We start from the raw sequence: 25,940 nt of genomic DNA on the forward strand, positions 1-25,940 counted from the left end.
GCAATTAATTGATCCAATCCCCTCAGCACTCGTTCAGCTGGCAAAGAAAAATCAATCAATATATCCAGTGACTCACGGTTATAATCATCAATAACATTGTGAATTCGGTAACTGCGACCATCACTCAGTTGGTCATGCATAAAGTCCATTGACCACGATGCATTTGGTGTTGATGGTACTGTAAGCGGTTCAGGCTTTATTCGCTGAATGCGTTTGTTGGGTTTAATTCGTAGGTTAAGCTCAAGCTCCTTATAAATTCGATAAACACGTTTGTGGTTCCATGAGTAGCCTTTGACATTACGTAGGTACAAGAAGCAAAGCTGAAAGACCCAAGTCTTATTCTCGTTGGTGAGCTTCAGTAGCCAGTCTGCAATCATCTTATTTTGCTCATTTAATTGAGCTTTATAACGATAACAGGTTTGATTAAGTTGAAAGATGAAGCAAGATTTACTCACTGAAATCTTAAATTGTTCAACGGCTCGCTGAGCAAGAGATTTACGTTGTACAGGCTTTATAACTTCTTTGACAGTGCATCCTGAAGAATATCTGCTTTAAGACGTTCGTCAGCATACATACGTTTCAGACGAGCATTTTCAGCTTCTAATTCTTTAAGTCGTGTCATCATTGAAATATCCATACCTCCATATTTCGCTTTCCATTTATAAAATGTAGCGGAACTCATACCATGTTCACGGCATAAGTTAGGCACAGGTGTTCCTGATTCAGCTTGTTTTAAAATACTCATGATTAAGCTATCTGAATATTTAGATGTTTTCATAAAAAATCTCCTTGAACAGGATTATTCGATTTTCTACTTTTGAGTTCAATTATTTTGAGGGGGGATTACCGTTTTTCCAATACCACCAGCACTGGTGAGTTGACCTGATGTCTCAATGTTCCAATAACTATTGGTCGTAAATGTTCCTCCTTGATTATATCCAATCAATCCACCAGTTTGATTAAAACCATTTACAAAACCATTGGCATAAGAATTAGTTAAGCGCCCACCATAATTTTGCCCAATTAGACCTCCTACACTAGTATTACCAGTGACATTACCCGAAGAATAAATATCTACAAAATTACTCAAACGATTTTGATCAAAATAAAAATTATAATTATTGTTATAACCTATAATACCACCAACAAAAGATGTCCCGATAACATTACCTGTAGCATAGCTACTCTGTATAGTAATTTCAGGAAGGCTATCACCTCGTAGAGATACGTGTCCAACTAGTCCACCAACTGAAGAACCACCAATCACCATTCCTGTCGCATAACTATTATAAATATTGCCACTTAGACTACCTACTAGTCCTCCCACATTATTGCCAAGATCAGCTGTTACATTTCCTGTGGCATAACTATTTGAAATATTCATTATCGAATTTGGATTAGAATTAACCAGTCCAATTAAACCACCAGCATCTCCATAACTAGAAAGAGCAACAACGTCTCCATTTGCATAATTATGATTTATATTCAGGTTAATTGGATTAATATAATCCGTAAAAATAACACCGATTAACCCTCCTGCTTGCTCTTTAGCAAGAACATTTCCTGTTGCGTAGCTATTTTCAATTGTATAAGGTTTAGAGTTGTTCATCCATAAAGATCCAACCAATCCCCCAACAAAACTTCCACCAACTACATTGCCACCTGCCGAACTATTAATAATATTAGCATCATAAGCCCCTCCAATTAACCCACCTATCGCACCATATAAATCAAATGGTGACTTTGTAGAATTAATGGCAACATTTGCATAACTCCCCTTAACAGTTGTATTTCGAGCTTCCCCTATAAGCCCGCCTGTACTTGAACTTCCATTAACCTCACCCGTTGCATAAGTATTTATAACTTGTGATTCTTTTTCTACACTTTGGATTGCTCCAATCAACCCTCCAACAAAGTTATCACCTGTAATATTAATATTACTTACATATGCATTTTTTATAATTCCCTGTTGCAAGTTTGCAACAAGCCCACCTGCCGCAGTTAAGCCCTTTATTTTTGCATCAACTATGCCAATATCTCGCAACATACTAGATGCATTTCCAAACATTCCTGCTGCAATCATACTGAATGGCTCAGACAATCGAGCGATCATAGGAATATCTTTATAGAGATTAATGTTCAATTCATTTACCGTATGCCCTAAACCATGAAATTGACCTGTAAACGGGCGTTCAATTATTTCAAATTTAGAGTTTGGAAAATCAGTAAAGATTTTCAATTCGCCAATCGGATCAAACCCCCTCCCATCATTCCAATTCACGGTATCAGAAGCATCAATACTGCTTCCTAACGCATAGTTTCCACTCAAATTATTTTTCATACCTTGAAGCGTATTTATACTTGCGTCTCCTTCTTCACCTAAAGCATTGATGACGATATAAGATGTACCATTAATCAATAACGTTGGAGCAGAACCACTAATATTTATTTTCGATCCATTATTTAAATTATAATCAGAACTGATGCCGAAGCTCATTGCAAGTTTAGCTTTGTCTCCACTGAGTTCTAAATCACTATTAAAGTTAATGTCTTTGTTGGCATTTAATGTTAATGCAGTATTGGCATTCCAAACCGTTGTATCATTTAAATTAATGACACCTTGCCCATCTCCAGTTCCAACAGCACTTAAAGTAACATTACCTTTATTCAGTGCATTACTTAATGCTGCACTACTTGCCCCACCACTACCAAAGAAATCTACATCTATATTTTTCGCTTTCAACTCCCATCCACTTGTGGTTGGCGGTAAGCTGCTTGTTGCATTACGTTGAGTCGTAATGTTTGTACCATTATTGACTTGTACATTCGAAGCTGTTGTCTTAATTTTCCCTCCATTGCCACTTATTGGCGCTGAAGCATCTAAGGTACCACTAACATTTAAAGAACCACTAGTTAAATCACTGCCTAACTCAATCACACCACGAACATTGTTGACCGTCTGTGCTTGTATTACACCAACACTATTCACTACAGCCTTGCTTAATTCATCAATCCCTTTTGCAGTTAATACAACTCTCCCTCCATCGGCTTGAATCATTCCTCCTGAATTAATTAAAGCTTGTGCTTTACCTTGATTAATTGTATAGCCTAACAGATTACCATTATTTAAATTTAGAGTAATGTCACCACCAGCAGCCAATAGCACATTGCCTTGAGGTGCTTTAATCGTACCAGTTTGTTTTATATTTGATGCAATCAGTGCCACTGTTCCACCTACTGGTACTGTAATTTTTCCTCGATTTTCAACAGCTTTGTTATTTGTGCTGTTACCCAGTCTAAAAATATTATTATTAAAATCGCTATTGGTTAAATCCAATGTCGAAGCAATCAATCCTGCTGTATTGACTTGTGATGTGTTCCCAAATAAAACACCATTTGGATTAATAATAAATACTTGCCCATTTGCATTCAATTGACCATTTAAAGTTGACGCACTTGTACCAGTCACTCTATTTAAAGTAACTGAACTTGAGTTCGGTTGAACAAAATTGATAGCTTCGCTGCTATTACTTGAAAAACTACTCCAATCAATTGCAGCTTTTGCAGTAGACTGGTTAATGGTAGTTGTAGTCCCTGTTGTTGAAATGGTTGCATTGCCTGAACTTACAATTCCGCCTGTAGGTCCTGCAAATGCAATACTTGCACTCAATAAATTAGCTGTTAAAAAGCCTATCTTTTTCGCAATCGTCCCTACAACTCCATTAGATTTAACTTCAGTGGGTGATTGTTGTATAGCAGTTGTACCTTTTGCTAGTTCACTTACTACTTGCCAGCAAAAATATTTTTTATTCCAGATGATTCGATAACACTTGTTCATAAGTATTTCCTTTTACCTTCGACTTTTAATAATTCTTGTGTTAAGAGTTTCCATCATATTTCTTCATTTCGATGATCTTTCTTTATATTCACCAGATAATTCGTGGTAATAAAAAGACACATTTTTTTCATCTTTGATACCAAATAGATTTACTTCATCTAAAAATAGATTTTTCCATCTATTTCAGTTTATATTTCAAATTCACAATAAAAATAGTAAAACCATGGAAAGAATATGATTAGAATTTATTTTATGGTCATCTCTAAATTCATGAATATGTCTTGTTTTCATTTTATTAGCGAAACTCCGAAAGAGTTTAGAACCTAAAAAAATGAGATTTCACTTGATGCTTGTAAATATATGTCATACATAGCAAATACTCATCTAAGTTATGTAAAACTTCTTAAATTAAATTTAACAGAACTTTAATGAACCGTAACAGTTTGGTGCGAAGTTTTGATTTTTAAGTTGTAAATCCTTTAGTGGGAAATTAACTGAAGTATTCTGTAAATTAACATTTCCAATACCCAGATAACCACCTAAACACCCACTCAATCCATTACACGGGATGGGATTTGAGGTTAAGTAATTACTAATAGGATCTACCACTTGTTTAAGTACATCATTAGTAATATTAATTTTTTGACTTGGTGTCACATCACCAATATCAATACTGTCTTCAAATGCCATCCACCAACCTTTTTGGGCAGTTACTTCAGCATTTGGCCACCATACATTTTGACTCTGTAATGATAAAGAAAATGGATTATTTAAAGGAATTTTATGAATATAACCTAAATTTTGATCAACTGACACATTTGCTTTTAAACCTGTAATATTTCCATCAACAGTTTTCTGTAGCTTAAATAAACCAGCTGTAATATTTAAAGATGCTTCTAGATTACCCGAAAAATTAATTCTATTAATATTTGCATAACCGTTTAACGATACTTTATTCATTCTATTGCCAAATATGGTTTGCCCATTAATGAAAATATCAGCCTTAGCTGAATCCAAGTTTAAACTATAGTTATTAGATTTCACTCCAAGAGGAATAGTTACGCATAAAAATAAACAAATTCTAGCATTAATATTTGCATCAATAGTTTTGTTTGTATCTAAATAAGACATATTTCGTGTCTGGGTATAGCCTGTACCAGTAGTATCCTTAATTTTCAAATAACCACTAAGACTATTAATACCATTAGGTAAATCTGAATTTTCAGTGCCTGCAGTTAATAAACCCAACACTTTTTCAGCACTCAAACGTAGACCGACCACCTCTCTGGTTGAAGATGCATTAGGATTCTTTATTGCAAATTCTAAAAAAGGATTGGTCAGTTTCGCACTAGAACCTACTCGCCCCAAACGTGTATCTGATATTCCAGAAAGACTGAGATTATCAATATCAATATCACAACCACCTGCACCATTCACACCACCACAACCAAGTTGCAATTTTTTTATATTTGCATTCAGCTCAAGTTCAGCCTCTAGCCCTAATTTATAAAAACCTACACCTTGTCCACGCATCTTATTAATTGAGTCATTCGGAGCAATATAGCTCAAACTCATAAGTGACTGCCCTTGAACTTCAGACAACTCTGAGTCATTTAACTGAATTAAAGATGTGATTTTTTCATCTTCGGCAAAACAATTCATCGATAAAACTATTGCACTTGATATTAAAACTATTCTTGTCCTTTGAATTGTTTTTTGAGCATTGATATCCATATCATCCACACATGTTTTTATTTTTCTAATCAAACATAGTGCAATGAAGCATAAAAATATTAGCTTACTACGACAAATCACTTAGCATTTTGCGACAATGATCGCATTAATTTAAACAAAAAATAAATATTAGACGTTTTACCTAATTTTCTAGTTAGATTAGCTAAATTTATTTAATAATAGTGCAAGATACTCACCAAACCACAAGGCTGTTTGTAAATCACCAGATGGCGGTGTTAAGTCAACAGGTGCATTGTCTGATTGTGTCATTAAACCCAAATAACCCGCCAAACGGTTTAAATCTGTGGGATTGATTCCTGTTGGCATTAAAGGCAAACCAGACCAAAGCATGCCATGTTGCATCGCAAAGATATTAATCTGCTGTAATACGGATAATTTGTCTCCGCTTAAACCACCTGAGTTAGTAAATGCGGCAGCGAGCTTCCCTTGCCAATCACGATTTTTCCAACGCTTAGAGGTTGAGTCCATAAACATTTTAAATGGACCTGTTACACTGCCCATATAAGTAGGTGAACCAAATACAATTGCATCGGCTTGGTCCAAAATATCCCAATCTATATGCTCAATATCCATTTTATGGACAGTCACTCCAACCTTCTCGATGCCCTGCGCAATATAGCTCGCGACTTTAGCAGTATGACCAAAAGGGCTATGATAAACAATCGCGATAGATTTAGCAGATAAAGACATATCAATTGAAAACAAACAAATTTAGTCAAGTTTAACATCAATTCATTTTTAAACAATTCTTGTCAAGTGTTAAAAGTACTTTTACTCAATCTATAAAATTTCGAGCAATATTTCAAAATATAGATTTAGCTCTGCATAAATACAAAAGTTGCCATACGACCTGTTTTAGGGTGACGGCGGTAGGAGTAAAAGTCCTCGGACTGACGATAAGTACACTGATCACCACCCGTGACAATTTTAACACCCTGCTGTTTAAGGATATAACGTGCAATCGCATACAAGTCTGCATAGTATTTACCGTCTTGTTCACCCGCAATAAAAGCTGTTTCCAATTCAGCATATTGAGTACAAAAAGCAGTTTTTACCTCCTGACCAATTTCAAAACAAGATTGACTAATTGCAGCCCCTAGCCATGCCCATGCAGGTTGAGATGTCATTTCTGAAATGGTATTTTCAATAATTCCACCTGCTAAACCTCTCCAACCTGCATGTAAATTAGCAACTTCAGTACCATCTGCATTTCCCAAAACCACAGGTAAACAATCCGCAGTCATCATCATCAAGGCATGACCTTGTGTTTGCGTTACCAACCCATCCCCCACTAAGGCATTAAATGTAATTTCTTCATTGATGGTGTGACAAATCGTGCTATGTGTTTGTGTCATCCATGTAATCTTGTTGACACCATGTACAGCGAACTCATCCAATAAAATCATCCGATGTTGCTGTACACGCTGTGGATCATCATTCACATGCAATGCTAAATTGAAACCTCCCAACTCTGGCTGTACAGATGGTAAAGCCATTGGATGTTGTATATGTGTTTGACCAACATATACGCCTTGAGGTAATCCCTGAACAAATTGCATGTGACTCTCCATTAACCATCAATTATTTTAAATAAATTAATACGCTTTATTTTCAGAACGCAAAACGTCAACCAAGTTGGTAAAATCTTCAGGCCAAGGCGCTTCAAACATCATTTCCTCTTGAGTACGTGGATGAATAAGTCCTAATTTAGATGCATGTAGAGCTTGACGTTTAAAGTTACGCAAAGTGCTGCTTAACTTTTCCGAAGCCCCAGCAGGTACTTTAACGCGACTCACATAAACAGGATCACCAACCAATGGATAACCAATATAAGTAAAGTGAATACGAATCTGATGTGTACGCCCCGTCTCTAATTGCGCCTGTACACGAGTAAAATGCTGAAAACGTTCCTTAACATTATAATGCGTCACAGCATCACGACCGCCGGGTAAGATCGCCATTTTGACACGATCAACAGGATGTCGTTTGATCGGTTCATCAATTGTTCCACCCGCTATGATATGACCATAACAAACTAAGTCATAAACACGATAGACTGATTTTTTAGCCAATTGTTTACTTAACGAAAATTGTGCTTCTAAGTTTTTAGCAACAACCAATAAGCCACTGGTATCTTTATCGATACGATGTACTAAACCCGCGCGGGATAATTCCGAAGATTTAGGATAATGGTAGAGTAAAGCATTGACCAATGTACCATTCGGATTACCCGCGCCAGGATGTACAACCATACCCACAGGTTTATTGATCACCATAATATCGTCATCTTCATAAACGATATTTAAAGCAATATTCTCAGGCTGCGCAGTTGTTTGAGTTTCGAGTTCAACATTGAGACTTAACTGTTCATTGCCTTCACATTTATACTTAGGCTTGACCGTGTTACCATTTACCAACAAATGACCGTCTTTCATCCACTGCTTAAGCTTTTCACGAGAAAACTCGCTCCAAACAAGTGCAGCAACTTGGTCGATACGTTGCCCTAAATAGCTTTCATCCAGTTGAAATTGCAACGATAAACGTGTTGCAGTTGGCGCAGAATTATGATTATCTGCATCCTCAGAATCTTCAAGTAAATTGAAATCATTTTCTGAGAAATTAGAATTAGAAGAGTGTGCTGAAGTCATTTGCTCATTCGGACAAAAGTGGTTTAATAGCGCAATTGTAGCCTATTGCCCGTATCAACAGAGGAATTTTTATGTCGCTACCACGTTATAAAGTCACAATGCTTGCTTTAACTGTAGGCTTAGCAACTGTATTTGTAGGTTGTAGCAGCAATCCCAAGAAGGAGGTTGTCGATACAGGTCCAAAATCAAATGAGCAGACTTATTACAATAATGCGATAAAATCACTAGACCGCGGGCAATACGGTGATGCTGCAAAAGCGTTGGAAGCTATGGATACATACTTCCCAACGGGACAATATGCACAGCAAGCTCAACTTGAACTGCTTTATACCAAGTTTAAGCAAAAAGATTATGAAGGTACAATCGCACTGGCAGATCGTTTCATTCGCTTAAATCCTCAGCACCCAAATTTAGACTACGCTTATTATGTCCGTGGTGTGGCAAACATGGAGCAAAATTATGACAGTTTGCTTCGTTATACTTCGTTGAAACAAGCACATCGTGATGTAGGTTATTTAAAAATCGCTTATCAAAACTTTGTAGATTTGATTCGTCGTTATCCATCAAGCCAATATTCGGTTGATGCTGCACAACGTATGAAGTATATCGGTCAAGAATTGGCTGAAAGTGAGATGAATACTGCCCGTTTCAATCTTAAACGTAAGGCTTATTTGGCTGCAATTGAACGCTCGCAATGGGTCATTGAACATTATCCACAAACCCCACAAATTCCTGAAGCTTTAGCAACGATGGCTTATGGCTATGACAAACTGGGCGACAAAGATACTGCACAACAATACAAAGACGTGCTTAAGCTGAACTATCCAAACCTTGTTAAATCAAATGGTGAAGTGAATATTCGTGCTGCACGCAAAGAAGGCAGTTGGTGGAACCGTGCGACCCTTGGTATTTTAGGTCGTGGTGAAAAAGCAGAAGTATCAAAAGATACAAATACTGAAACATCTTCAAACTCAAAACAACAGTCGAGCTTATTGAATAAAGTTAGCTTTGGCTTGCTTGATCGTCCAAATCGTGAAGTTTCAAAAGAACCTGCTCGTGCAGATGAAAGCCTTTATGACGGTCAACGCAAATAAGGTGTGTTAAGAAATATCATCTTTGATATGACTTCACTGCGACAATTCAAGACGGGTTTTTACCCGTCTTTTTTATTCATGGATATTTTTAAGGTTAAAACTGCGTTAAACTTTAAATGACTTCAAACGATATGTGACTTAAATTTTATGGCTATTCCTCAGCACACGATAGATCAAATTTTAGATCGTACCGATATTGTCGATCTGATTGGTCAACGTGTGAAATTGAAAAAAACAGGTCGTACCTATTCAGGTTGCTGTCCTTTTCATCAGGAAAAGTCCCCTTCTTTTCATGTATATCGTGACAAACAGTACTATCATTGCTTCGGTTGCCAGGCAAATGGTAATGCCATTCGTTTTCTCATGGATATTGATAATCGAAACTTTATCGATGTCATGAAAGAGCTTTCTAGCCAAGCTGGAATCGAACTCCCTAAAGATAATCAAGACAATAAAAAACTTTCTTATAAACGCGAAACTGTAAAACCACATGTTAAGCCTCAAGCCCAAACGCAAGAGGATAAAAATACAGCGTCAAAAACACAGGAACAAAATACCGAATCTGCTCCTTCTTTTGAGATGGATCCTTTTGAAGCGTTTAGCCAGTATCCAGACCCCGAACATTTTGATCCGACACAATTTGATCAAACTGGATTTGTACAACCACCTCAAGATGGGAATCTTTACGACCTGCTTGAAAATATTGCTCAATTTTATGAACGTCAGTTACCACATAGTAAAGTTGCACAGAATTACTTCAGACATCGCGGTTTAAGCACCGAGACGATTCAATATTGGCGTTTAGGTTATGCACCTGAAGATTGGCAACATTTAGAAAAAGCATTTCCTCAAGATATTGAAGGTCTAAAATTACTTGGACTGATTCGTACCAGTGATAGTGGGCGTGACTTTGACTTACTTCGTGATCGGGTGATCTTTCCTATCCGAGACAGTAAAGGTCGAGTTGTTGGTTTTGGTGGTCGTGCGTTAAATGACGAAATCAAACCCAAATATATTAACTCTCCTGACTCTGAAGTCTTTCATAAAAATCAACTGCTGTATGGATTATATGAAGGACGTAAAGATCGTGCCCAAAACTGGCTCATGGTTGAAGGCTATATGGATGTTATTGCTTTACAGCAAAATGGGATCTCGGGAGCAACAGCAACACTGGGTACGGCGAGTAATGCAGACCATTTAAGCATTTTATTTAAACAGAACAATCAAATTACGATCGCCTTTGATGGTGATGCCGCAGGTCAAAAGGCTGCTCGACGAACTTTAGAAATTGCTTTGCCTTTATTGAATGATGGGCGTGAACTTAAATTTTTTGTGCTTCCTAAAGAACATGATCCTGATTCTTTGATTCGTAAAGAAGGCTTAGAGACTTTTCAACGGATCTGGCAACAGTCACCGCTATTATCAGACTTTGTCTTTGCCCTATTAAGCCAAAATTATGATGTCACCACCCCTGAAGGTAAAAGTCAGGTCATGGCAGAACTGAATCAATTGACTGAATTATTGCCAAAACAAGGTTCATATCGTTATCTGTTAAGACAGTTTTTTAAAGAAAAGTTAGGTTTTAATCGTAAATGGCAACCACAAGTCAGCTTGGATGCATCGCTCTCATTTAATATTCGCACCAAAGATGAGGATTTTGCAGTGGCGATTTTAATGCAACATCCATTTTTATATATTCACTTTGAAGTGTTGCGTGCATTTATTCAACCAGATGAGTTGTTAGCAAAAGTGCTCGCTGTATTTGATCGTATTTTTGATGATTTACCCGATGATCAAGAACTAGCGACCTATTATATTTTAGGTGCTTGCAGTGCATATCACTTAGAGTTGTCTGAAATTATGCAACGAACCAATATCCAAGCTTTAACCGAAGCTCCAGAAATGGCGGATAAATTGGCTTCGGACTACTCTTTGGCATTACAAGAAAAGTACTTAAAGCAAAAACTTAAAGCACCAGCCTCATTAAGTGAATCTCGTAATTTACGCAAACAACTCAATGAATTAACCAAGCAAATTAGTTTAAAGTTAGTTCATAGTTAATGTTTTATAAACTCTTCATTGATCATATCAATTATTTTGTAATACAAAAAATTCATGTGACTGTTCGCCTCTTCCATTGAGGAATCATAAGGTTTATAAACATTTAGATATATACGTTCTTGAAAGTTTTCATCACTAAAAAACTCATTTGTTGAATACAGAGAATTTGTTTGTGAATTTAAACTTTCGATCATAAGCGCATCCCATATTCGTGCTGAATAGTCTAAATAAAAACAGTAGAGTTTAGGTTTTTGAAGATCCTTATAACATTGATCAACAGAATCAATAACCTCCAAAATTCCTCCCTGAGTATAGATGTTATGTAGATCATGGATTGCTTGTTTCAATAGCATGTCACTATCTTTTACAGGCTTTGCGAAACATTCAATTGAGATAAGCAATAATATGAATAAATATAAAGTCTTAAGCATTTTAATTTCTGTATTCTAATTTGATAACACGAGTATATGAACAATATTTGTTGAAGCAAAAAGCTTCACTACATTACTTTCTTAAATCACTACTTTCTTAAATCATTATTTTACTTTAGGTTTTCGTTCTTGCTCAAAAATATCCTGAATATTTTCTTTCATCCATTCAAAATGTGATGGATCTTCATCCTGAGCTGCTTGACGCAGTAGAATTGAGGCAGGATGTAACAGTTTTTGGGTCAAGCGGTGGGCAAAATCTTCTAATACATGTTGGGTATCTTCACCTGCTTGAATACGCTCTAGTGCATGTGCAAGTTCTGCTTGACGTTGCTCTTCGCCATGCTCGCGGAATTGCTGAATCGTACTACCAGCATCTTTGACTTTCTGGTGTGTAACCAGTTGAGTGACCAGTTGATTGACCATCACCTCTGCTTCAACCGCAGCTTGGCGACGTTGAGCGAGATTTTCATCAATCACACTCTGTAAGTCATCCACACCATACAAATACACACCATCCAAACTTTCAACTTTCGGATCTATATCACGAGGAACAGCTAAATCGACCATAAGCATCTGTTGATAACGTCGTTTTTTTAATGCCGCTTTTACATCTGTATAAGCGATCACTTGATGTAAGCTTCCAGTACAACTTGAAATCACATCGGCACGATAAAGTTGTGTTGCAAGTTCATCAAAAGCAATAATTTCTACTTCGACACGATGGGCAATTTCTTGTGCTAACTTTTCTGCACGTTCACGACTTCGATTACAAATGAGAATCTTTGCCACACCCATTTCAGCCAAATGCTTAGCAACCAAACTATTCATTTCACCTGCAGCAACCACCATCACTGTCAGTTTTTCAGGTTTGCTAAATACCTGTAAAGCAAGCTGTGCAACGGCATAACCCATCGATACGGCATGACTTCCCACAGCAGTTTCAGAGCGCACACGTTTTGCTGCATAAAAAGCATATTCAAAAATTTGATTGAGATTTTGTGAAACGATTTCTGCATTTTTAGCAATAGATAGTGCAGACTTGACCTGCCCAAGAATCTGAGGCTCACCCAACATAAGAGAATCTAAGCCACTTGCTACACGCATTAAATGCGAAACAGCATCAGTATTTTCATAACGATATACATGATTTGACAATTGCTTTACATCAATACCATTGGTTTGGGCGAGCCAATTTAATACCATATCGGCATTTTCAGCCATGGCGTAGACTTCAGTGCGGTTACATGTTGAGACCACTACCATATCATTCAAATTTTGGCAGTGGCTTTGCTCCGTCAGCAAATCTTTTAATCGTTCTGGATTAAAAGCGATCTGCTCACGAAGCTCAACAGAGGCAGTTTGATGGTTGACACCCAATGCAAAGAAAGACATATCAGATCATCATTTCGCTAAATTTATGCTATTGTGCAATAACGGTGTCATAAAAAGCATACTTGGATTCGGAAAAATTGCGTCAAATAAACAACCGCTTAAGCGGCATGACAATTAAGCAATATTCTACCACATTCTTACTGGTTGGTAGCATGGCTTCTAGTGCTCATATTAGAGCATCTGGAGAATTTTATCATGCAAAATATAATACAAATGCATTAAAACAAAGCATCATTGCTGAATTTTCACTGGCATATAATGATACAGCAACTGCTTTGCACAATTATACAGTGTTGGCAATTCGCAGTAATTCCACCACCATTAAACAACGTGCGCTCAATGTAGCTATTGAGCAAAATGATTTAAAAGCAGCATTAGATATTGCAACACATTGGGTTGTACAAGAACCAGAAGATGTTCCTGCAAAATTTTATTTGGCACATATTGCACTCAAGTCACATGAATATGAACTGGCTGCTGAAACGCTCGACAGTATTCTCACAATCGATCCAAACGCGGATTTAGAAAAAATTCTAGAAGGAATTGCCCCTGAGTCTGAAGTTGACCGTCAAAATCTACTCAGCACACTCAGAGCAAGCAAAGAAAAAAATAACCCTTCCGTGTTAATCTTAATTGCTGGCTTAGAAGCGCAAAGTGACGAGATTGAACAAGCCCTTAAAACAGTCAATAAGGCATTGAAAAAACGCCCGAAAGTGACTGGTTTTATTCTTATGAAAGCCAATCTACTGGAGGCATTAGGCAATCAGGAAGAAACCTTAAAATGGTATAATCGTAGTAGTCGCAAAAATAAATATAACTATGACATTCGGTTGGCAGAAGTTAAATATCTGATTAAAACCCATCAATCTGAACTGGCATTAGATAAATTAGAAACCATAATTCAAACATGGCCAGATGCTGAAGAAGCTTTGTTTATTGCAGGTTTAACAGCAATTGATTTAAAAAAATTTGATCAAGCTGAACAGTATCTGGTGGAGTTACGATATTCCTCTCGCTATCAAAATGAAGCTTATTTTTATTTAGCAGTCAATGCTGAGCGTAAGCAAAATGATGAAACTGCAAAAGCCTATTATCGTTTAGTAGATGGAAATTTATATACGGTTTCACGTCGTAATCTCGTCTCGATTTTTGAAAGACAAAATAAAATGAATGATGCACTGCGCTTTTTAACTCAGGAACGTGTAAATTATCCGCAACATGCAAGTTTCTTATATCAAGCGCAAGCTGAAATTTTAAAACGTATGGGCAATAAAAAAGCAGCTTTAAGTTTGCTTAATGAAGCTGTCAAAAATCTGCCCGACGACCCCGAAATTTTATACTCTGAAATTTTATTGCTAGACCCTTTTGAAAATCGCGATATTCTGGACAAAGCACTTAAACAGCTATTGAATTTAGAACCCAATAATCCAGCTTATCTAAATGCTTATGCTTATACTTTGGCTTTGCAAAATCGACGTCTAGACGAAGCACGTCGCTATGCTGAACATGCTTTAGAATATGCACCCGATCAAGCATCTATCTTAGATACTCTGGGCTATATTACCTTTTTGCAGAATGATTTTGATGCAGCCTCTAATATTCTCTCTAAAGCTTATAGTTTGAGTCATAGTATTAATATTGGGATTCGTTATGCGAAGTCTTTGTATATGCAAGGTGCATTGCCACAATTTAATGAAGTGTTACAACAACTCAAACAAAATCATCCAAATGATCCTCAATTAAATCAATTAGATTCACTAATATTACCGCAACATATTAAAAAGAGTTAATCGCCTATATGCGTCACATTCAGCAGATCATCTTCGCCCTTACTGCAACAGCAACGCTTGCTTTTACTGGGTGTCAGCAAGTCGTTAAGCCTGCCCCAACCACACCAACACAGGTACCTACAGATGGTTCAACTCAAAAGCCATCAAATCAATTCAATTTAGAGGGAAAAATTGGGGTAAAAACCCCAAAACAATCTGGCAGTGCTTTCTATACGTGGTCGCAAAATCAACAAGATTTCAATATTCAGCTCAATGGTATCTTAGGTATTGGTAAAACCATTATTGAAGGAAAATCAGGTGAAGTGACTTTAAACAGTTCTAAGACTGGGTTAATTTCAGCTGAAAGCCCAGAAGAACTGCTTGAAAAAGCCACCGGTTGGGTCGCTCCCATCACGCATATTGTTGACTGGGTACAGGGCTATCCTGCCACTGAAAATGCACAAGTTGCACATGACTCAGCACAACGTATTACTCAAATTATTGAAGATGGTTGGACCGTAGATTTTAGTTATAATCATCAGGCGACTTTACCCAACAAACTAATTTTAAAGCAACAACTTGAATCAGGTCAGGAAAACCGTATTACAATGGTGATTCAAAACCGTTAAATCTCAACATCAGGCAATCAAATCTATGCTTCGTGTTCCCTCACCTGCAAAATTGAATCTGTTTTTGCATATTACTAGTCGCCGTGAAAACGGTTATCACGAGTTGCAAAGTATTTTTCAGCTCATTGATTTATATGACTGGCTAGAATTTAGCCAAACAGATTCCGATCAAATCGTGATTGAGGGATTGGAGAGTGTCGATCTGCAACACAATCTGATCTACAAAGCTACACAAATGCTGCTTCCTTATGCGAAACACGCAAGTGGCTTAAGTATTCGTATTGAAAAAAATATTCCAATGGGTGCTGGCTTAGGTGGTGGCTCATCAAATGCGGCAACTACATTGATCGTGGTCAATCAATTGTGGCAATGTGGGTTAAATACTGAACAACTGGCAGCATTTGGCGTTAAATTGGGTGCAGATGTTCCTATCTTTGTGCATGGTCGTAATGCTTGGGCAGAAGGTATTGGTGAACACTTAACATTCATAGACTTAGATCAAAAACAATACATTGTGTTAAAACCTGATTGTTTTATCAGCACTCAACGACTTTTTTCGCAAAAAACATTGACAAGAGATACGAAGCCTACTAAATTTTGCGCCTATCAGCTAAAGCCATCTGATTTCAGAAATAGCTTTGAGCCATTGGCAAGAAGTTTATACCCTGAAGTTGATGAAGCAATGCAGTATTTAGATCAGTTCGGTACAGCAAAGCTTACAGGTACAGGTGCTTGTGTTTTTGTTGAAGTCACTGAACAAATGAAGATTGATGATATTTTAAATCATTCACCCTGCAAAGCCTTTTTGGTCAACAGTTTGAATGAATCACCACTCATTCATTTTAAAGTGTAATGATAGGGGCGTCGCCAAGTGGTAAGGCACCGGGTTTTGATCTCGGCATCCGTTGGTTCGAATCCAGCCGCCCCTGCCATCATTTTTCACCTGTAGATCGTTGTATTTTAGGGGCGTCGCCAAGTGGTAAGGCACCGGGTTTTGATCTCGGCATCCGTTGGTTCGAATCCAGCCGCCCCTGCCATTTTCTCAAAAAAGACAGAACATAGTATTTGCATTTAATGTTGATTTACCTTGACAGAAACATGCAAAAACACTAAAATTCTGCCGCATTAGGGGCGTCGCCAAGTGGTAAGGCACCGGGTTTTGATCTCGGCATCCGTTGGTTCGAATCCAGCCGCCCCTGCCATCTAATTTCAAATCTGCCAACCGCCAAGGGTGCTTCATGCCCAATCTTGTCGTTTTTAGTGGAACTGCGCATCCACAATTCGCCCAAAAAGTCGTTAGCCATCTGCACATTCCTCTTGGAGCTGCTGCTGTAGGTAAATTTTCTGATGGTGAAATCACTGTCGAAATTACTGAAAATGTGCGTGGTAAAGACGTATTTATCGTACAGCCCACTTGTGCCCCTACCAATGATAACCTTATGGAAATCCTGGTAATGGCTGATGCATTGCGTCGCGCAAGTGCTGGTCGTATTACTGCTGTAATTCCCTACTTTGGTTATGCTCGTCAAGACCGTCGTCCACGTTCAACTCGTGTTCCAATTACAGCAAAAGTTGTCGCAGATATGCTGACGACTGTTGGTATTGACCGTGTTGTCATGATCGATTTGCATGCTGACCAAATCCAAGGTTTCTTCGATATTCCTGTAGATAACATCTACGGTACACCTGCTTTACTTGCTGACTTGCGTCAACAACAGCATCATAACCTGATGGTGGTTTCACCTGACGTTGGTGGTGTTGTGCGTGCACGTGCTGTTGCAAAGCAAATGGGTGATATTGATCTTGCAATCATCGATAAACGTCGTCAAAAAGCCAATGAATCACAAGTGATGCATTTGATTGGTGATGTACGTGATCGTGACTGTGTTATCGTGGATGACATGGTGGATACAGCTGGTACATTGTGTAAAGCTGCCGATGCATTAAAAACTTTTGGTGCACGTAAAGTGGTTGCTTATGCAACACACCCTGTACTTTCAGGTAAAGCACTTGAAAATTTAAGCAAATCTGTGATTGATGAATTGGTTGTTACTGACACAATTCCACTTTCAGAAGAAGCATTAAAACTTGGTAAGATTCGCCAAGTTTCAGTAGCAAGTATGGTTGCTGAAACAATTCGTCGTATTAACAACGAAGAATCTATTAGCGCAATGTTTGATTCTTATCTATAATAGCGCAAAATTTTCAAAGCCCTGCCCTTAGGTGGGGCTTTCTATCACTGGACTGGTCGAAAGTTCAGTCAATTAAACTCAATGAGGAAATGTCATCATGGCAAACTTCGTATTAAATGCAGTAGCACGTGAAGAAGCAGTTCAAGGGAAAGGTTCGAGCCGCCGCCTTCGTCTTCAAAACAAAGTTCCAGCAATCATCTACGGTGGTGCTGCTGAACCTGTAGCAGTAACTTTAGAACTTCGTGAGCTTGTTAAAGTTTTAGAAAACAATGCTTTCTTTGAAGAAGTTATTGAAATCAACATCGATGGTAAAGTTGAAAGCGTTAAAATCCAAGCGTTACAACGTCACCCATCTAAAAACACTCCTATGCACGCTGACTTCAAACGCGCATAAGTGTTTAATGGTGTAAATGAGTGAGTAAACTTTCACTGATTGTTGGTTTGGGTAATCCAGGTTCTGAATATGCCCAAACCCGCCATAATGCAGGCTTCTGGTTTGTTGAACGCCTTGCAGAGCAATATGGCATAACTTTAAAAACTGATTCAAAATATAAAGGAATCAGTGGTCGCGGCAATATAGAAGGACAAGATGTTCGTCTGTTACTGCCAACAACATTTATGAACCTTTCTGGTCAAAGCGTTGTTCCTTTCGCAAAATTCTATCAAATTAAACCAGAAGAAATTCTCATCGCCCACGACGAACTGGATATGGATCCAGGTGTAATTCGTTTAAAAACTGGCGGAGGACATGGTGGTCACAATGGTCTACGTGACATTGTTCCACATATCGGTTCTAATTTTCATCGTCTTCGTATAGGTATTGGTCATCCTGGCGCAAAAGAAAAAGTATCAGGACATGTACTTGGCAAAGCACCAAGTAGTGAACAGACACTGATGGACGATGCTATACATCATGCTTTAGCGAGAACGAAATTATTGGTCAATGGTGAGATACAGCAAGCAATGAATCAAATCAATGCTTATAAACCATAATTCGAAGCTCAATTTTTACATTCCTTGTTCAACAATTTTTCTTGCTATGATTCATTTTTAAGAGCAAAATGCGCTTTCAAATGTATCCCCCCTATTGAAAATTGTTGATCCATCGCAAGATAACAATCGTAAGGGCAACTCTGGAGACGCGCATCATGCTATCTCGTTTATTAAAAGCAAAAATCCATCGTTGTGTTGTAACACAAGCAGAACTACATTATGAAGGCTCTTGTGCAATCGACGGTATTCTCTTGGATTTGGCTGGTATTCGTGAATATGAAGAAATTCATATGTGGAACGTGACCAATGGTAAACGTTTTACAACTTATGCGATTCGTGGTGAAGAAGGCTCAGGCATTATTTCTGTCAATGGTGGTGCTGCACTTCAAGCTGATGTGGGTGATTTAATGATTATTGCAACCTTTGGTGACTTTACTAACGCTGAAGCAGATGCGCATAAACCTCGCCTTGTTTATGCAAACCCAGATAATACGGTGAATCACACAGCAAACTGTATCCCTGTTCAAGTTGCTTAAGCAACAACAGAGCATTAGGAACCCGCACAATAATGCGGGTTTTTTGTTGCCCAACCAACTTATAACGCTTTATTTGCTGAACTAAATCCATCTCGCCAATGTTGTTTATTTTCGCAGTCCAAATCTTGTAACTGCGCTCCTCTTAGAGATGCAAGGATTGCATTACCCTGTTGATCAACTTTAAATTCTGCATACTGCGCAGCTTGATAACATTTCCCTAAACCTTCAGCAAATAAAAAACTTTTTGAAGCTGGATATAATGATGTATATCGATTATCTGGGTTTTTTAATATTAACCGAGTAGTTTTTACATTTTTCGGTGGATCAAAATAAGTGTGAATCACTCGACGCTGTTGATCTAATTCTACAAAGGTCAAAACCGAAGAGTTATTTTTTATACGTTCATCATAATAATGCCCTGAAAACACCTGACCGACTGTCTCAGTAGTTTCATTAGTAGGTTTTGTAGGATGAAGTCTTGTGTCCTGAGGCACTAAATAAAGCTGATAGCGAAGTGCCATGTAATCCCCTTGAATAAAGGAACGTGGATCTACAGGCTGTAAACGAACATAGATACTCTGACTATTCTTCAAATGCTGTTCATTCTTAAAAATAATTCCCAGAAAGAGAACTATGCTCATTAAAGCAAGACAAAGAGGAATGATTTTTTTCATGTATTTTCCCTCTCTACTGATTGGAACTTATGTAACACCCAAGTCAATACCAACAACAATAATCCTGAGCTAAAAATACTTAGACTTTTAATCAGGAAGCTGACATTTAAAGCGTAGTAAATAAACCATAAGGTCAAAGCCAAAGTGACCAAAGCTAATCCGTAGACGATCTTATCGTGCTGTGACAATGCCCATGAAAGTATCGCCATACAGATAAAAATTTCAAAATAACCATAAAATATCAATACTGCAGCAAAAGCCAACAATATGACTTGGGCAACCACGCTAAATTGATTGCGAATCCGCAACGTCATAAACAAAGCCAACCATAAAATAGGTAAGCCCAAATTCAGGATAGGAAGATATTTGATTTTTTCTAATTCATATTGCCCAAATAGTGTATAGAAGCCTAAAGATGACAGAATAATCAGTAAATTAGCCAAAGCTAAACTTCGTTGGTATTGACTAGGTTGAACACGCTGTACCCAAATCATTGCCAAATAAAATCCATAACTCAATAAGGTCAAATATGAAAAATTTTCAATGAAACGATGTACGCCAAATAGCGTGCTTAAATCCCAGATCAGTGCAATACCAGATAAGTACAAAACAAAAATTTGAATAAAAATAAAAAACCAATGGCTGCGAATAAAATAACTGAGAGACAGAATAACCAGCTGAATAAAGAAAATAGGAAAGAATTGATCTGTTAATTCAAAGCTATGGAAAATTACAGCATTTTGCCCCGCAATCCATATACAATATGCAAACTGTCTTAAAAATAAAGCGTGTTTACTTTTTAAAACAAAGGCAGCCAGCACCACAAAAACGGCTCCCATAATTAAGGAAAAATTACCCCAAAAAGTCAGCATCAATGATGCCAATACAATACCAGCAATCCATGCGCCTACAGCGATTGGAATGTTATTAAATCTGTTTTGAGGAATAAACTTAATCAATAAAACAGTAATCAGTGCAAACCATGCAAAAACCAGCAATGCGATTAAAAATAAACCGAGCACCTCTGATTCTCGAAAAAAGCCATTCATCCACTTGAAAATCACCAGTGTAAAAGTAATCCCCAAACCAACGGCTGAAAGTACACTACACAGTTGATCTTTTTTTCGATAAAAATAAATAAATGCAACAGAAAGCAGAAAAAAAGACGAAATCAAATAGACGATTTTGACGTTTAATAAGGTAAAAATCATAGCTTTGGCATATGCTAACTCACCATCACCATATAAAAATAAACCCATATGCCAAATCGAAAGAATGCTAAACCCTAAGATAAAGAGATAACGTAATTTTTGATAATAACGAAGACAAAAATAAAACTGAAATAATAAAAGAAGATTTAAACTAAAAATGAATGTGACAGGATATTCATCAGCCCAAAATGTTTGTTTAAAAAACAAAAATAAAGTGAGTTGGCTAGTGATACATAGTAAGGTAAAAATACCAATATTGTGACGATATAACCAAGGAAGCAATAAAATAGACCAGATCAAAAACAGTAAATAACTGTCCGCTCCCGTTTGGTAAATTTGACCGATGACCGCCAAACTTAAACCGATCATTAAGCCACTAATCGTATGTAAACATTGCACTAAATAATCATGTCGAACAAAGAACAGACTTGAGCATGCACTCAACAATAATAAGACTTGCGGAATTGCCAACTGTAAAGCTTGTGGCAACATAAACCAATTCGCTGCGGTTAAATACAAAATACTGACAGCAATGAGCGTAAATCCCAAAACCTGCAAATGTTGAACGAAATGATCATTCCGCCATGAATATATATCTTGCTGTATATTCATCAATGCACTCCCCCCTACTTATTGTTTGTTGTTTATGAATATCACTATGAAGATAGATACTGTTGAATAATGTATAAATTTGATTATTTTCTATAGCAAATATTGTTCTAACCATAGTACTCATCATTCTAAAAAAAAGCATCCATTCCAAGAAAAACTGGCTATAATGACTTTACATCGCTTCAGGGCGGGGTGTAATTCCCCACCGGTGGTAAATTGGACTGATTTTTAATCATGAACCAACAGCCCACGAGCCTATCACTTGAAATCAGTGATTCGCAGATTTGGTGAAATACCAAAGCCGACGGTATAGTCCGGATGAAAGAAGACGACGTCACAGCTTAAAAATTTCAATATTCGTTATTGGAAAATGTTTTGTAACGCCACTATTTCAAATGTCCTGAAATGTTCAACCGTATTTTCACTTTTACGAGAGCGTTTCAATGTCTAGTTTAATTCAACCTGAAATTTTCTTTTCTGCATTATCTCCAGCAGAACAACGTATCCAGCAAGCTTTAGAAGATATGCGCCAAGGCAAACCTGTTTTGGTCATGGATGATTTTGATCGTGAAAACGAAGCTGATCTAATTGTTGCCGCGGAAACACTCAATGTTGAAACCATGGCGCGTATGATTCGTGATGGTTCTGGTATTGTCTGTTTGACACTTACCGATGAACTCGCTGACCATCTTGAATTACCACCCATGGTACAAGACAATTCGAGTCAATTTAAAACAGCATTTACCGTGACCATTGAAGCTGCCCAAGGGGTTACAACAGGCGTTTCAGCAAAAGATCGTACCACTACGATTCATGCCGCTATTAAAACTGGTGCGGTAGCAAGTGACTTAAACCGTCCTGGTCATGTTTTCCCATTACGTGGTCGTGCTGGTGGCGTATTAACACGTCGTGGTCATACAGAGGGTTCAATTGATTTGGCTCGTATGGCAGGTTTAAAACCAGCGGGTGTGCTTTGTGAAATCACCAATCCTGATGGAACAATGGCAGCTGGTATTCAAGTGCTTGCTTATGCGCAGACACACCATTTAACCGTCATTACCATCGAAGAATTGGTGCAGTACCGCCTCAAACACAATATTTAAAAATCTACTCCACAATTTAGATTGTGGTACTTCATAATAAAATCCCAATTCAAATGGTTGAATTGGGATTTTTTGTCGCTTTAATTTATTTTAAAAATATGTATTTTTGTTAAGATCTAAACATCTTCCAAATGCAAAATACTCTGTCGAATACCATCTGCGCGTAACCATGCAAAATCATAACTTGCTGTTGCCAAAGCCAAAACACGACGCTCAAACTCATCCCATAAAGGTTTCACTTGTTTCGATTGAATCCCCAAACCACTTTCTTCTGCCAAATGCTTATTTTTTTCACAAAGTTTTAAGGCATGATAAAGCTTGCGACCTTTTGATGCCGAATCTAGTACACGAATACGCTTGCCTTGAATAAAGCCTTCTATATGTCTTAAATCTGCAAGTGGAAGCATTGGAACCAAAATTTGATCTAACTGCGCATCTAAGCGTTTCCAAACCGCCAAACGTTGATCTGAATTATAAGTGTTCCATTGAATGACTTCGTGATTAAAACGGCGACAGCCGCGACACACAGAATCACCAAATACCGTTGAGCAACGACCAGCGCATGGTGTTAAAGTTGGTATTCGACGCTCATTACTCAAAATAGACTCCTTACATCCACAAAATCACACAAATTTTTAGCATAAAATATCATTTCGCAATACTATATATTGTATATAAATTATTTTAAAGCACTAGATTTAGTATAAAAAACCATATTTTTCTCATGGAATAAAAAAGCACTACAAACACTAGGGTTTTCTCGCATATTCTTGCAAATCACGTTAAAATAGCCGCCTTTAATTTTGTCCTATTTTATATTTGGAGTACTCCATGAACGCTACTGTAGAACAGCTTGCACCTGTAGAACAGCAAGCGACCTCTGGTTGGGTTGTTGCCGCACTTTATCAATTCAAAGAAGTTCAAGATCCTGCTGATCTTCAACAACGTCTCTTAGACTTGGTAAAAACAATCAACCTTTGTGGTACTCTTATTGTAGCGAATGAAGGAATCAACGGAACAGTGGCAGGTGATCGCCAAGCAATTGATACGATTCATCAATTCTTGTTAGATCAAGGCTTCAGCACAATGGAATACAAAGAATCTCATAGTGCCGAAAAACCGTTCCGAAAAATGAAAATTAAACTTAAAAAAGAAATTGTAACACTCGGCGTTGAAGTCAAACCACGTGATCTGGTAGGTCACTATTTAGACCCTAAAGAATGGAACGAACTGATTGCTCGTGATGACGTCATCTTAATTGATACACGCAATGATTACGAGTACAAAGCAGGTACATTCAAAGGTGCCATAGATCCAAAGACAGAGACTTTCCGAGAGTTTCCAGACTATGTAAAAAAAGAGTTAGAACAGCATAAAGACAAAAAAATTGCGATGTTCTGTACAGGTGGTATTCGTTGTGAAAAATCGACTTCTTTACTTTTACAAGAAGGTTTTAACGAGGTATATCATCTTAAAGGCGGTATTTTAAAATATCTTGAAGAAACCCCTGCTGATGAAAGCATGTGGGAAGGTGAATGCTTCGTATTTGATGGACGTACTGCGGTCACACATGGCATGCAAGAAGGTGAAAATATTAAATGTCACGCTTGCGGTTGGCCATTGATTCCAGAAGAAGTTGCTCTTCCAAGTTATGAACATGGTGTTTCTTGTAAATATTGTATTGATAAAACAACCGAGCAACAAAAAGAAGGTTTCCGTATGCGCCAATCTCAAATTGTTGCGGCAAAGCGCAAACGCCTTTAATTCTACAGATCCTATAAAAAGCCGTAGTTCATCCACTACGGCTTTTTACTTTAATACCCATTGCATGCTCAATATCGGATTCAAAATTTATAAAACAAAGAATTTTTCTAAAGTGTTTAGTCATTCAATCAAAACGTTTTAAAGCACAACAAATCCCTACTATATTTTCTAAAATGTACACAATACTATGTTGATAACTGCCTATTTTTATATACAAAATGACTGATTGGATTATTGCGATCATGGAGCAATTGGGTTACTTCGGTATTGCTCTGCTCATGTTTTTAGACAATGTTTTCCCCCCTATTCCCTCTGAAATTATTATGCCATCTGCAGGCTTTACCGCATCTCAAGGACAATTGCTGTTATCGGGTGTAATTATTGCAGGAAGTATAGGCTCACTTGTTGCAGCAGCATTGTTGTACTGGGTTGGGCGTAAGATTCCCAATCAAAAAATTTTTGAATGGGTAGATCGCTACGGAAAATATCTTTTTATCAAAACAGAAGATGTTAAAAAAGCTTTAGATTGGTTTGAGAAATATGGTCACAATGTGGTCTTTTTTGGGCGAATGATTCCAGCTGTACGCTCTTTGATTAGTATTCCAGCAGGAATGAGTCATATGCCCTTTTGGAAATTTATGCTGTATAGCAGCTTAGGAACAGTCATCTGGACCAGCTTTCTTGCCGCAGTCGGCTATTACTTTGGAAACAATACTGCATTAATGCAAAAAATTTTCAGTCAAGTGAGCTATGTCATTATTTTCATCGTCTTTATTTTCATTGCTTATTGGGTGTATCGAAGATTCAAAAAAGCCAAGTCAATGTAATCAAAAGCATCCCCCTGAAAATTTTAAAGCTGAAAGCTGATGGATAGGTGATCACAAAGCTGCTTCCCGTCCATTTAATTGCATCAGATCATCGAGTTTTCAATTTTGAAAATATACAACAGCCACTAAAAATAAAACTCATCATCCCCTTTATTCATTATCGAATGTCATAAAACAGTCGAATTCAAAGTTAAAATAAAATTTCTATATTTCCTGCTAAAAATTTTCCCCACTTCACTCTGTCTCATCATATTTATGCATATGATTTACTCATTTGATCTTAAGATTTATAGCAACAACAAAGATAAATTTAGCAATTGGTAAATAAACTTGAAGAAATTCAACCACTCTTAAATATATTCCAAAAACTCATGTATACCCAAAAATTATTCTCGATTTATTTTATATCAA

At 37.4% G+C, this 25,940-nt stretch carries 21 protein-coding genes, 3 tRNA genes, 1 pseudogene and 1 riboswitch; of the genes and pseudogenes, 15 read left to right on the forward strand and 10 right to left on the reverse strand.

The features are described 5' to 3' along the window. The 6 genes and pseudogenes from AAV97_RS20765 to rluD form a co-directional block, all read right to left on the reverse strand. Positions 1 to 778, reverse strand: a pseudogene (locus AAV97_RS20765) (transposase); the annotation flags it as partial. 45 nt (positions 779 to 823) lie between these two features. Continuing rightward, positions 824 to 3,838: a GLUG motif-containing protein gene (locus tag AAV97_RS01215; protein ID WP_052945836.1), complete on the reverse strand. Its 3,015-nt coding sequence runs from the start codon at positions 3,836 to 3,838 to the stop codon at positions 824 to 826. Between the two features lie 414 nt (positions 3,839 to 4,252). Continuing rightward, positions 4,253 to 5,572, reverse strand: a complete 1,320-nt coding sequence (locus AAV97_RS01220) for a hypothetical protein (RefSeq protein ID WP_046759597.1) — start codon at positions 5,570 to 5,572, stop codon at positions 4,253 to 4,255. 159 nt (positions 5,573 to 5,731) lie between these two features. Continuing rightward, a complete protein-coding gene (locus tag AAV97_RS01225; RefSeq protein ID WP_046759598.1) occupies positions 5,732 to 6,283 on the reverse strand; it encodes a flavodoxin family protein in 552 nt (183 codons plus the stop codon). A gap of 125 nt (positions 6,284 to 6,408) precedes the next feature. Next, positions 6,409 to 7,152 carry a peptidoglycan editing factor PgeF gene (gene pgeF, locus AAV97_RS01230; protein ID WP_042089307.1) on the reverse strand — a complete coding sequence of 248 codons (744 nt, stop codon included), beginning with the start codon at positions 7,150 to 7,152 and terminating at the stop codon, positions 6,409 to 6,411. A gap of 36 nt (positions 7,153 to 7,188) precedes the next feature. Beyond that, positions 7,189 to 8,241 (reverse strand): 23S rRNA pseudouridine(1911/1915/1917) synthase RluD, encoded by a 1,053-nt coding sequence (gene rluD, locus AAV97_RS01235; protein WP_009585617.1) that lies wholly within the window; start codon positions 8,239 to 8,241, stop codon positions 7,189 to 7,191. A 71-nt stretch (positions 8,242 to 8,312) separates the two neighbouring features. On the opposite strand from rluD, the gene AAV97_RS01240 reads away from it, so the two are divergent. Beyond that, positions 8,313 to 9,335 carry an outer membrane protein assembly factor BamD gene (locus AAV97_RS01240; protein WP_009585643.1) on the forward strand — a complete coding sequence of 341 codons (1,023 nt, stop codon included), beginning with the start codon at positions 8,313 to 8,315 and terminating at the stop codon, positions 9,333 to 9,335. 147 nt (positions 9,336 to 9,482) lie between these two features. Further along, positions 9,483 to 11,396 (forward strand): DNA primase, encoded by a 1,914-nt coding sequence (locus tag AAV97_RS01245; RefSeq protein ID WP_042089309.1) that lies wholly within the window; start codon positions 9,483 to 9,485, stop codon positions 11,394 to 11,396. Positions 11,397 to 11,932: 536 nt separating this feature from the next. Here AAV97_RS01245 and hemA read toward each other — a convergent pair. Continuing rightward, complete coding sequence (gene hemA / locus AAV97_RS01255; RefSeq protein ID WP_042089313.1) at positions 11,933 to 13,219, reverse strand: glutamyl-tRNA reductase; 1,287 nt, start codon at positions 13,217 to 13,219, stop codon at positions 11,933 to 11,935. Between the two features lie 77 nt (positions 13,220 to 13,296). Between hemA and AAV97_RS01260 the strand changes: the two genes are divergently transcribed. The 10 genes from AAV97_RS01260 (at position 13,297) to panD (ending at position 19,338) form a co-directional block, all read left to right on the forward strand. Further along, positions 13,297 to 15,009, forward strand: coding sequence for a hypothetical protein (locus AAV97_RS01260; protein WP_174761270.1), 1,713 nt, complete (start codon positions 13,297 to 13,299; stop codon positions 15,007 to 15,009). A gap of 8 nt (positions 15,010 to 15,017) precedes the next feature. Next, entirely contained in the window at positions 15,018 to 15,617 is a 600-nt protein-coding gene (lolB, locus tag AAV97_RS01265) for a lipoprotein insertase outer membrane protein LolB (RefSeq protein ID WP_009585588.1), read from the forward strand. A gap of 25 nt (positions 15,618 to 15,642) precedes the next feature. Further along, on the forward strand, positions 15,643 to 16,470 hold the full coding sequence (gene ispE / locus AAV97_RS01270) for a 4-(cytidine 5'-diphospho)-2-C-methyl-D-erythritol kinase (RefSeq protein WP_042089317.1): 828 nt from the start codon (positions 15,643 to 15,645) through the stop codon (positions 16,468 to 16,470). A 4-nt stretch (positions 16,471 to 16,474) separates the two neighbouring features. Next, positions 16,475 to 16,549 (forward strand) — tRNA-Gln (locus AAV97_RS01275). A gap of 30 nt (positions 16,550 to 16,579) precedes the next feature. After that, positions 16,580 to 16,654 (forward strand) — tRNA-Gln (locus AAV97_RS01280). Positions 16,655 to 16,744: 90 nt separating this feature from the next. After that, a tRNA-Gln gene (locus AAV97_RS01285) sits at positions 16,745 to 16,819 on the forward strand. A 36-nt stretch (positions 16,820 to 16,855) separates the two neighbouring features. Beyond that, positions 16,856 to 17,809, forward strand: a complete 954-nt coding sequence (locus tag AAV97_RS01290; protein ID WP_004828271.1) for a ribose-phosphate pyrophosphokinase — start codon at positions 16,856 to 16,858, stop codon at positions 17,807 to 17,809. A gap of 97 nt (positions 17,810 to 17,906) precedes the next feature. Further along, complete coding sequence (gene rplY / locus AAV97_RS01295) at positions 17,907 to 18,203, forward strand: 50S ribosomal protein L25 (protein WP_009585639.1); 297 nt, start codon at positions 17,907 to 17,909, stop codon at positions 18,201 to 18,203. A 20-nt stretch (positions 18,204 to 18,223) separates the two neighbouring features. Continuing rightward, a complete protein-coding gene (gene pth / locus AAV97_RS01300) occupies positions 18,224 to 18,802 on the forward strand; it encodes an aminoacyl-tRNA hydrolase (protein ID WP_004828267.1) in 579 nt (192 codons plus the stop codon). Positions 18,803 to 18,957: 155 nt separating this feature from the next. Continuing rightward, on the forward strand, positions 18,958 to 19,338 hold the full coding sequence (panD, locus tag AAV97_RS01305) for an aspartate 1-decarboxylase (RefSeq protein WP_004722504.1): 381 nt from the start codon (positions 18,958 to 18,960) through the stop codon (positions 19,336 to 19,338). A gap of 59 nt (positions 19,339 to 19,397) precedes the next feature. Here panD and AAV97_RS01310 read toward each other — a convergent pair whose 3' ends face one another. Both AAV97_RS01310 and AAV97_RS01315 read right to left on the reverse strand, forming a co-directional pair. Continuing rightward, positions 19,398 to 20,012, reverse strand: a complete 615-nt coding sequence (locus tag AAV97_RS01310) for a GDYXXLXY domain-containing protein (RefSeq protein WP_042089319.1) — start codon at positions 20,010 to 20,012, stop codon at positions 19,398 to 19,400. Then, a complete protein-coding gene (locus AAV97_RS01315) occupies positions 20,009 to 21,838 on the reverse strand; it encodes a DUF2157 domain-containing protein (protein WP_046759599.1) in 1,830 nt (609 codons plus the stop codon). Before AAV97_RS01315 ends, AAV97_RS01310 begins: the two co-directional genes overlap by 4 nt. 172 nt (positions 21,839 to 22,010) lie before the next feature. Continuing rightward, positions 22,011 to 22,169: riboswitch (FMN riboswitch) on the forward strand. A gap of 109 nt (positions 22,170 to 22,278) precedes the next feature. On the opposite strand from AAV97_RS01315, the gene ribB reads away from it, so the two are divergent. Continuing rightward, positions 22,279 to 22,938 carry a 3,4-dihydroxy-2-butanone-4-phosphate synthase gene (gene ribB / locus AAV97_RS01320; protein WP_004828260.1) on the forward strand — a complete coding sequence of 220 codons (660 nt, stop codon included), beginning with the start codon at positions 22,279 to 22,281 and terminating at the stop codon, positions 22,936 to 22,938. Positions 22,939 to 23,054: 116 nt separating this feature from the next. Here the strand turns inward: ribB and AAV97_RS01325 are convergent, their stop codons facing one another. After that, the gene (locus AAV97_RS01325; protein WP_004828258.1) at positions 23,055 to 23,537 is read right to left on the reverse strand and encodes a DUF1289 domain-containing protein; all 483 of its coding nucleotides are present in this window, start codon (positions 23,535 to 23,537) and stop codon (positions 23,055 to 23,057) included. A 232-nt stretch (positions 23,538 to 23,769) separates the two neighbouring features. Between AAV97_RS01325 and AAV97_RS01330 the strand changes: the two genes are divergently transcribed. Continuing rightward, positions 23,770 to 24,702: a rhodanese-related sulfurtransferase gene (locus tag AAV97_RS01330; protein WP_046759600.1), complete on the forward strand. Its 933-nt coding sequence runs from the start codon at positions 23,770 to 23,772 to the stop codon at positions 24,700 to 24,702. Between the two features lie 242 nt (positions 24,703 to 24,944). After that, positions 24,945 to 25,529, forward strand: coding sequence for a DedA family protein (locus AAV97_RS01335; RefSeq protein WP_009585586.1), 585 nt, complete (start codon positions 24,945 to 24,947; stop codon positions 25,527 to 25,529). Positions 25,530 to 25,940: the final 411 nt, after the last annotated feature.

It is taken from the genome of Acinetobacter sp. Ag2, from assembly GCF_001005515.1.
GTDB lineage: Bacteria > Pseudomonadota > Gammaproteobacteria > Pseudomonadales > Moraxellaceae > Acinetobacter > Acinetobacter bereziniae.

Coding starts and splice junctions, on each gene's coding strand:
- AAV97_RS01290 (WP_004828271.1), top strand. CDS start 16,856: ATGCCCAATCTTGTCGTTTTTAGTGGAACTGCGCATCCACAATTCGCC.
- panD (WP_004722504.1), top strand. CDS start 18,958: ATGCTATCTCGTTTATTAAAAGCAAAAATCCATCGTTGTGTTGTAACA.
- AAV97_RS01335 (WP_009585586.1), top strand. CDS start 24,945: ATGGAGCAATTGGGTTACTTCGGTATTGCTCTGCTCATGTTTTTAGAC.
- AAV97_RS01220 (WP_046759597.1), bottom strand. CDS start 5,572: ATGGATATCAATGCTCAAAAAACAATTCAAAGGACAAGAATAGTTTTA.
- AAV97_RS01225 (WP_046759598.1), bottom strand. CDS start 6,283: ATGTCTTTATCTGCTAAATCTATCGCGATTGTTTATCATAGCCCTTTT.
- rluD (WP_009585617.1), bottom strand. CDS start 8,241: ATGACTTCAGCACACTCTTCTAATTCTAATTTCTCAGAAAATGATTTC.
- AAV97_RS01330 (WP_046759600.1), top strand. CDS start 23,770: ATGAACGCTACTGTAGAACAGCTTGCACCTGTAGAACAGCAAGCGACC.
- ispE (WP_042089317.1), top strand. CDS start 15,643: ATGCTTCGTGTTCCCTCACCTGCAAAATTGAATCTGTTTTTGCATATT.
- AAV97_RS01215 (WP_052945836.1), bottom strand. CDS start 3,838: ATGAACAAGTGTTATCGAATCATCTGGAATAAAAAATATTTTTGCTGG.
- hemA (WP_042089313.1), bottom strand. CDS start 13,219: ATGTCTTTCTTTGCATTGGGTGTCAACCATCAAACTGCCTCTGTTGAG.
- AAV97_RS01310 (WP_042089319.1), bottom strand. CDS start 20,012: ATGAAAAAAATCATTCCTCTTTGTCTTGCTTTAATGAGCATAGTTCTC.
- lolB (WP_009585588.1), top strand. CDS start 15,018: ATGCGTCACATTCAGCAGATCATCTTCGCCCTTACTGCAACAGCAACG.
- AAV97_RS01245 (WP_042089309.1), top strand. CDS start 9,483: ATGGCTATTCCTCAGCACACGATAGATCAAATTTTAGATCGTACCGAT.
- pgeF (WP_042089307.1), bottom strand. CDS start 7,152: ATGCAATTTGTTCAGGGATTACCTCAAGGCGTATATGTTGGTCAAACA.
- AAV97_RS01240 (WP_009585643.1), top strand. CDS start 8,313: ATGTCGCTACCACGTTATAAAGTCACAATGCTTGCTTTAACTGTAGGC.
- ribB (WP_004828260.1), top strand. CDS start 22,279: ATGTCTAGTTTAATTCAACCTGAAATTTTCTTTTCTGCATTATCTCCA.
- rplY (WP_009585639.1), top strand. CDS start 17,907: ATGGCAAACTTCGTATTAAATGCAGTAGCACGTGAAGAAGCAGTTCAA.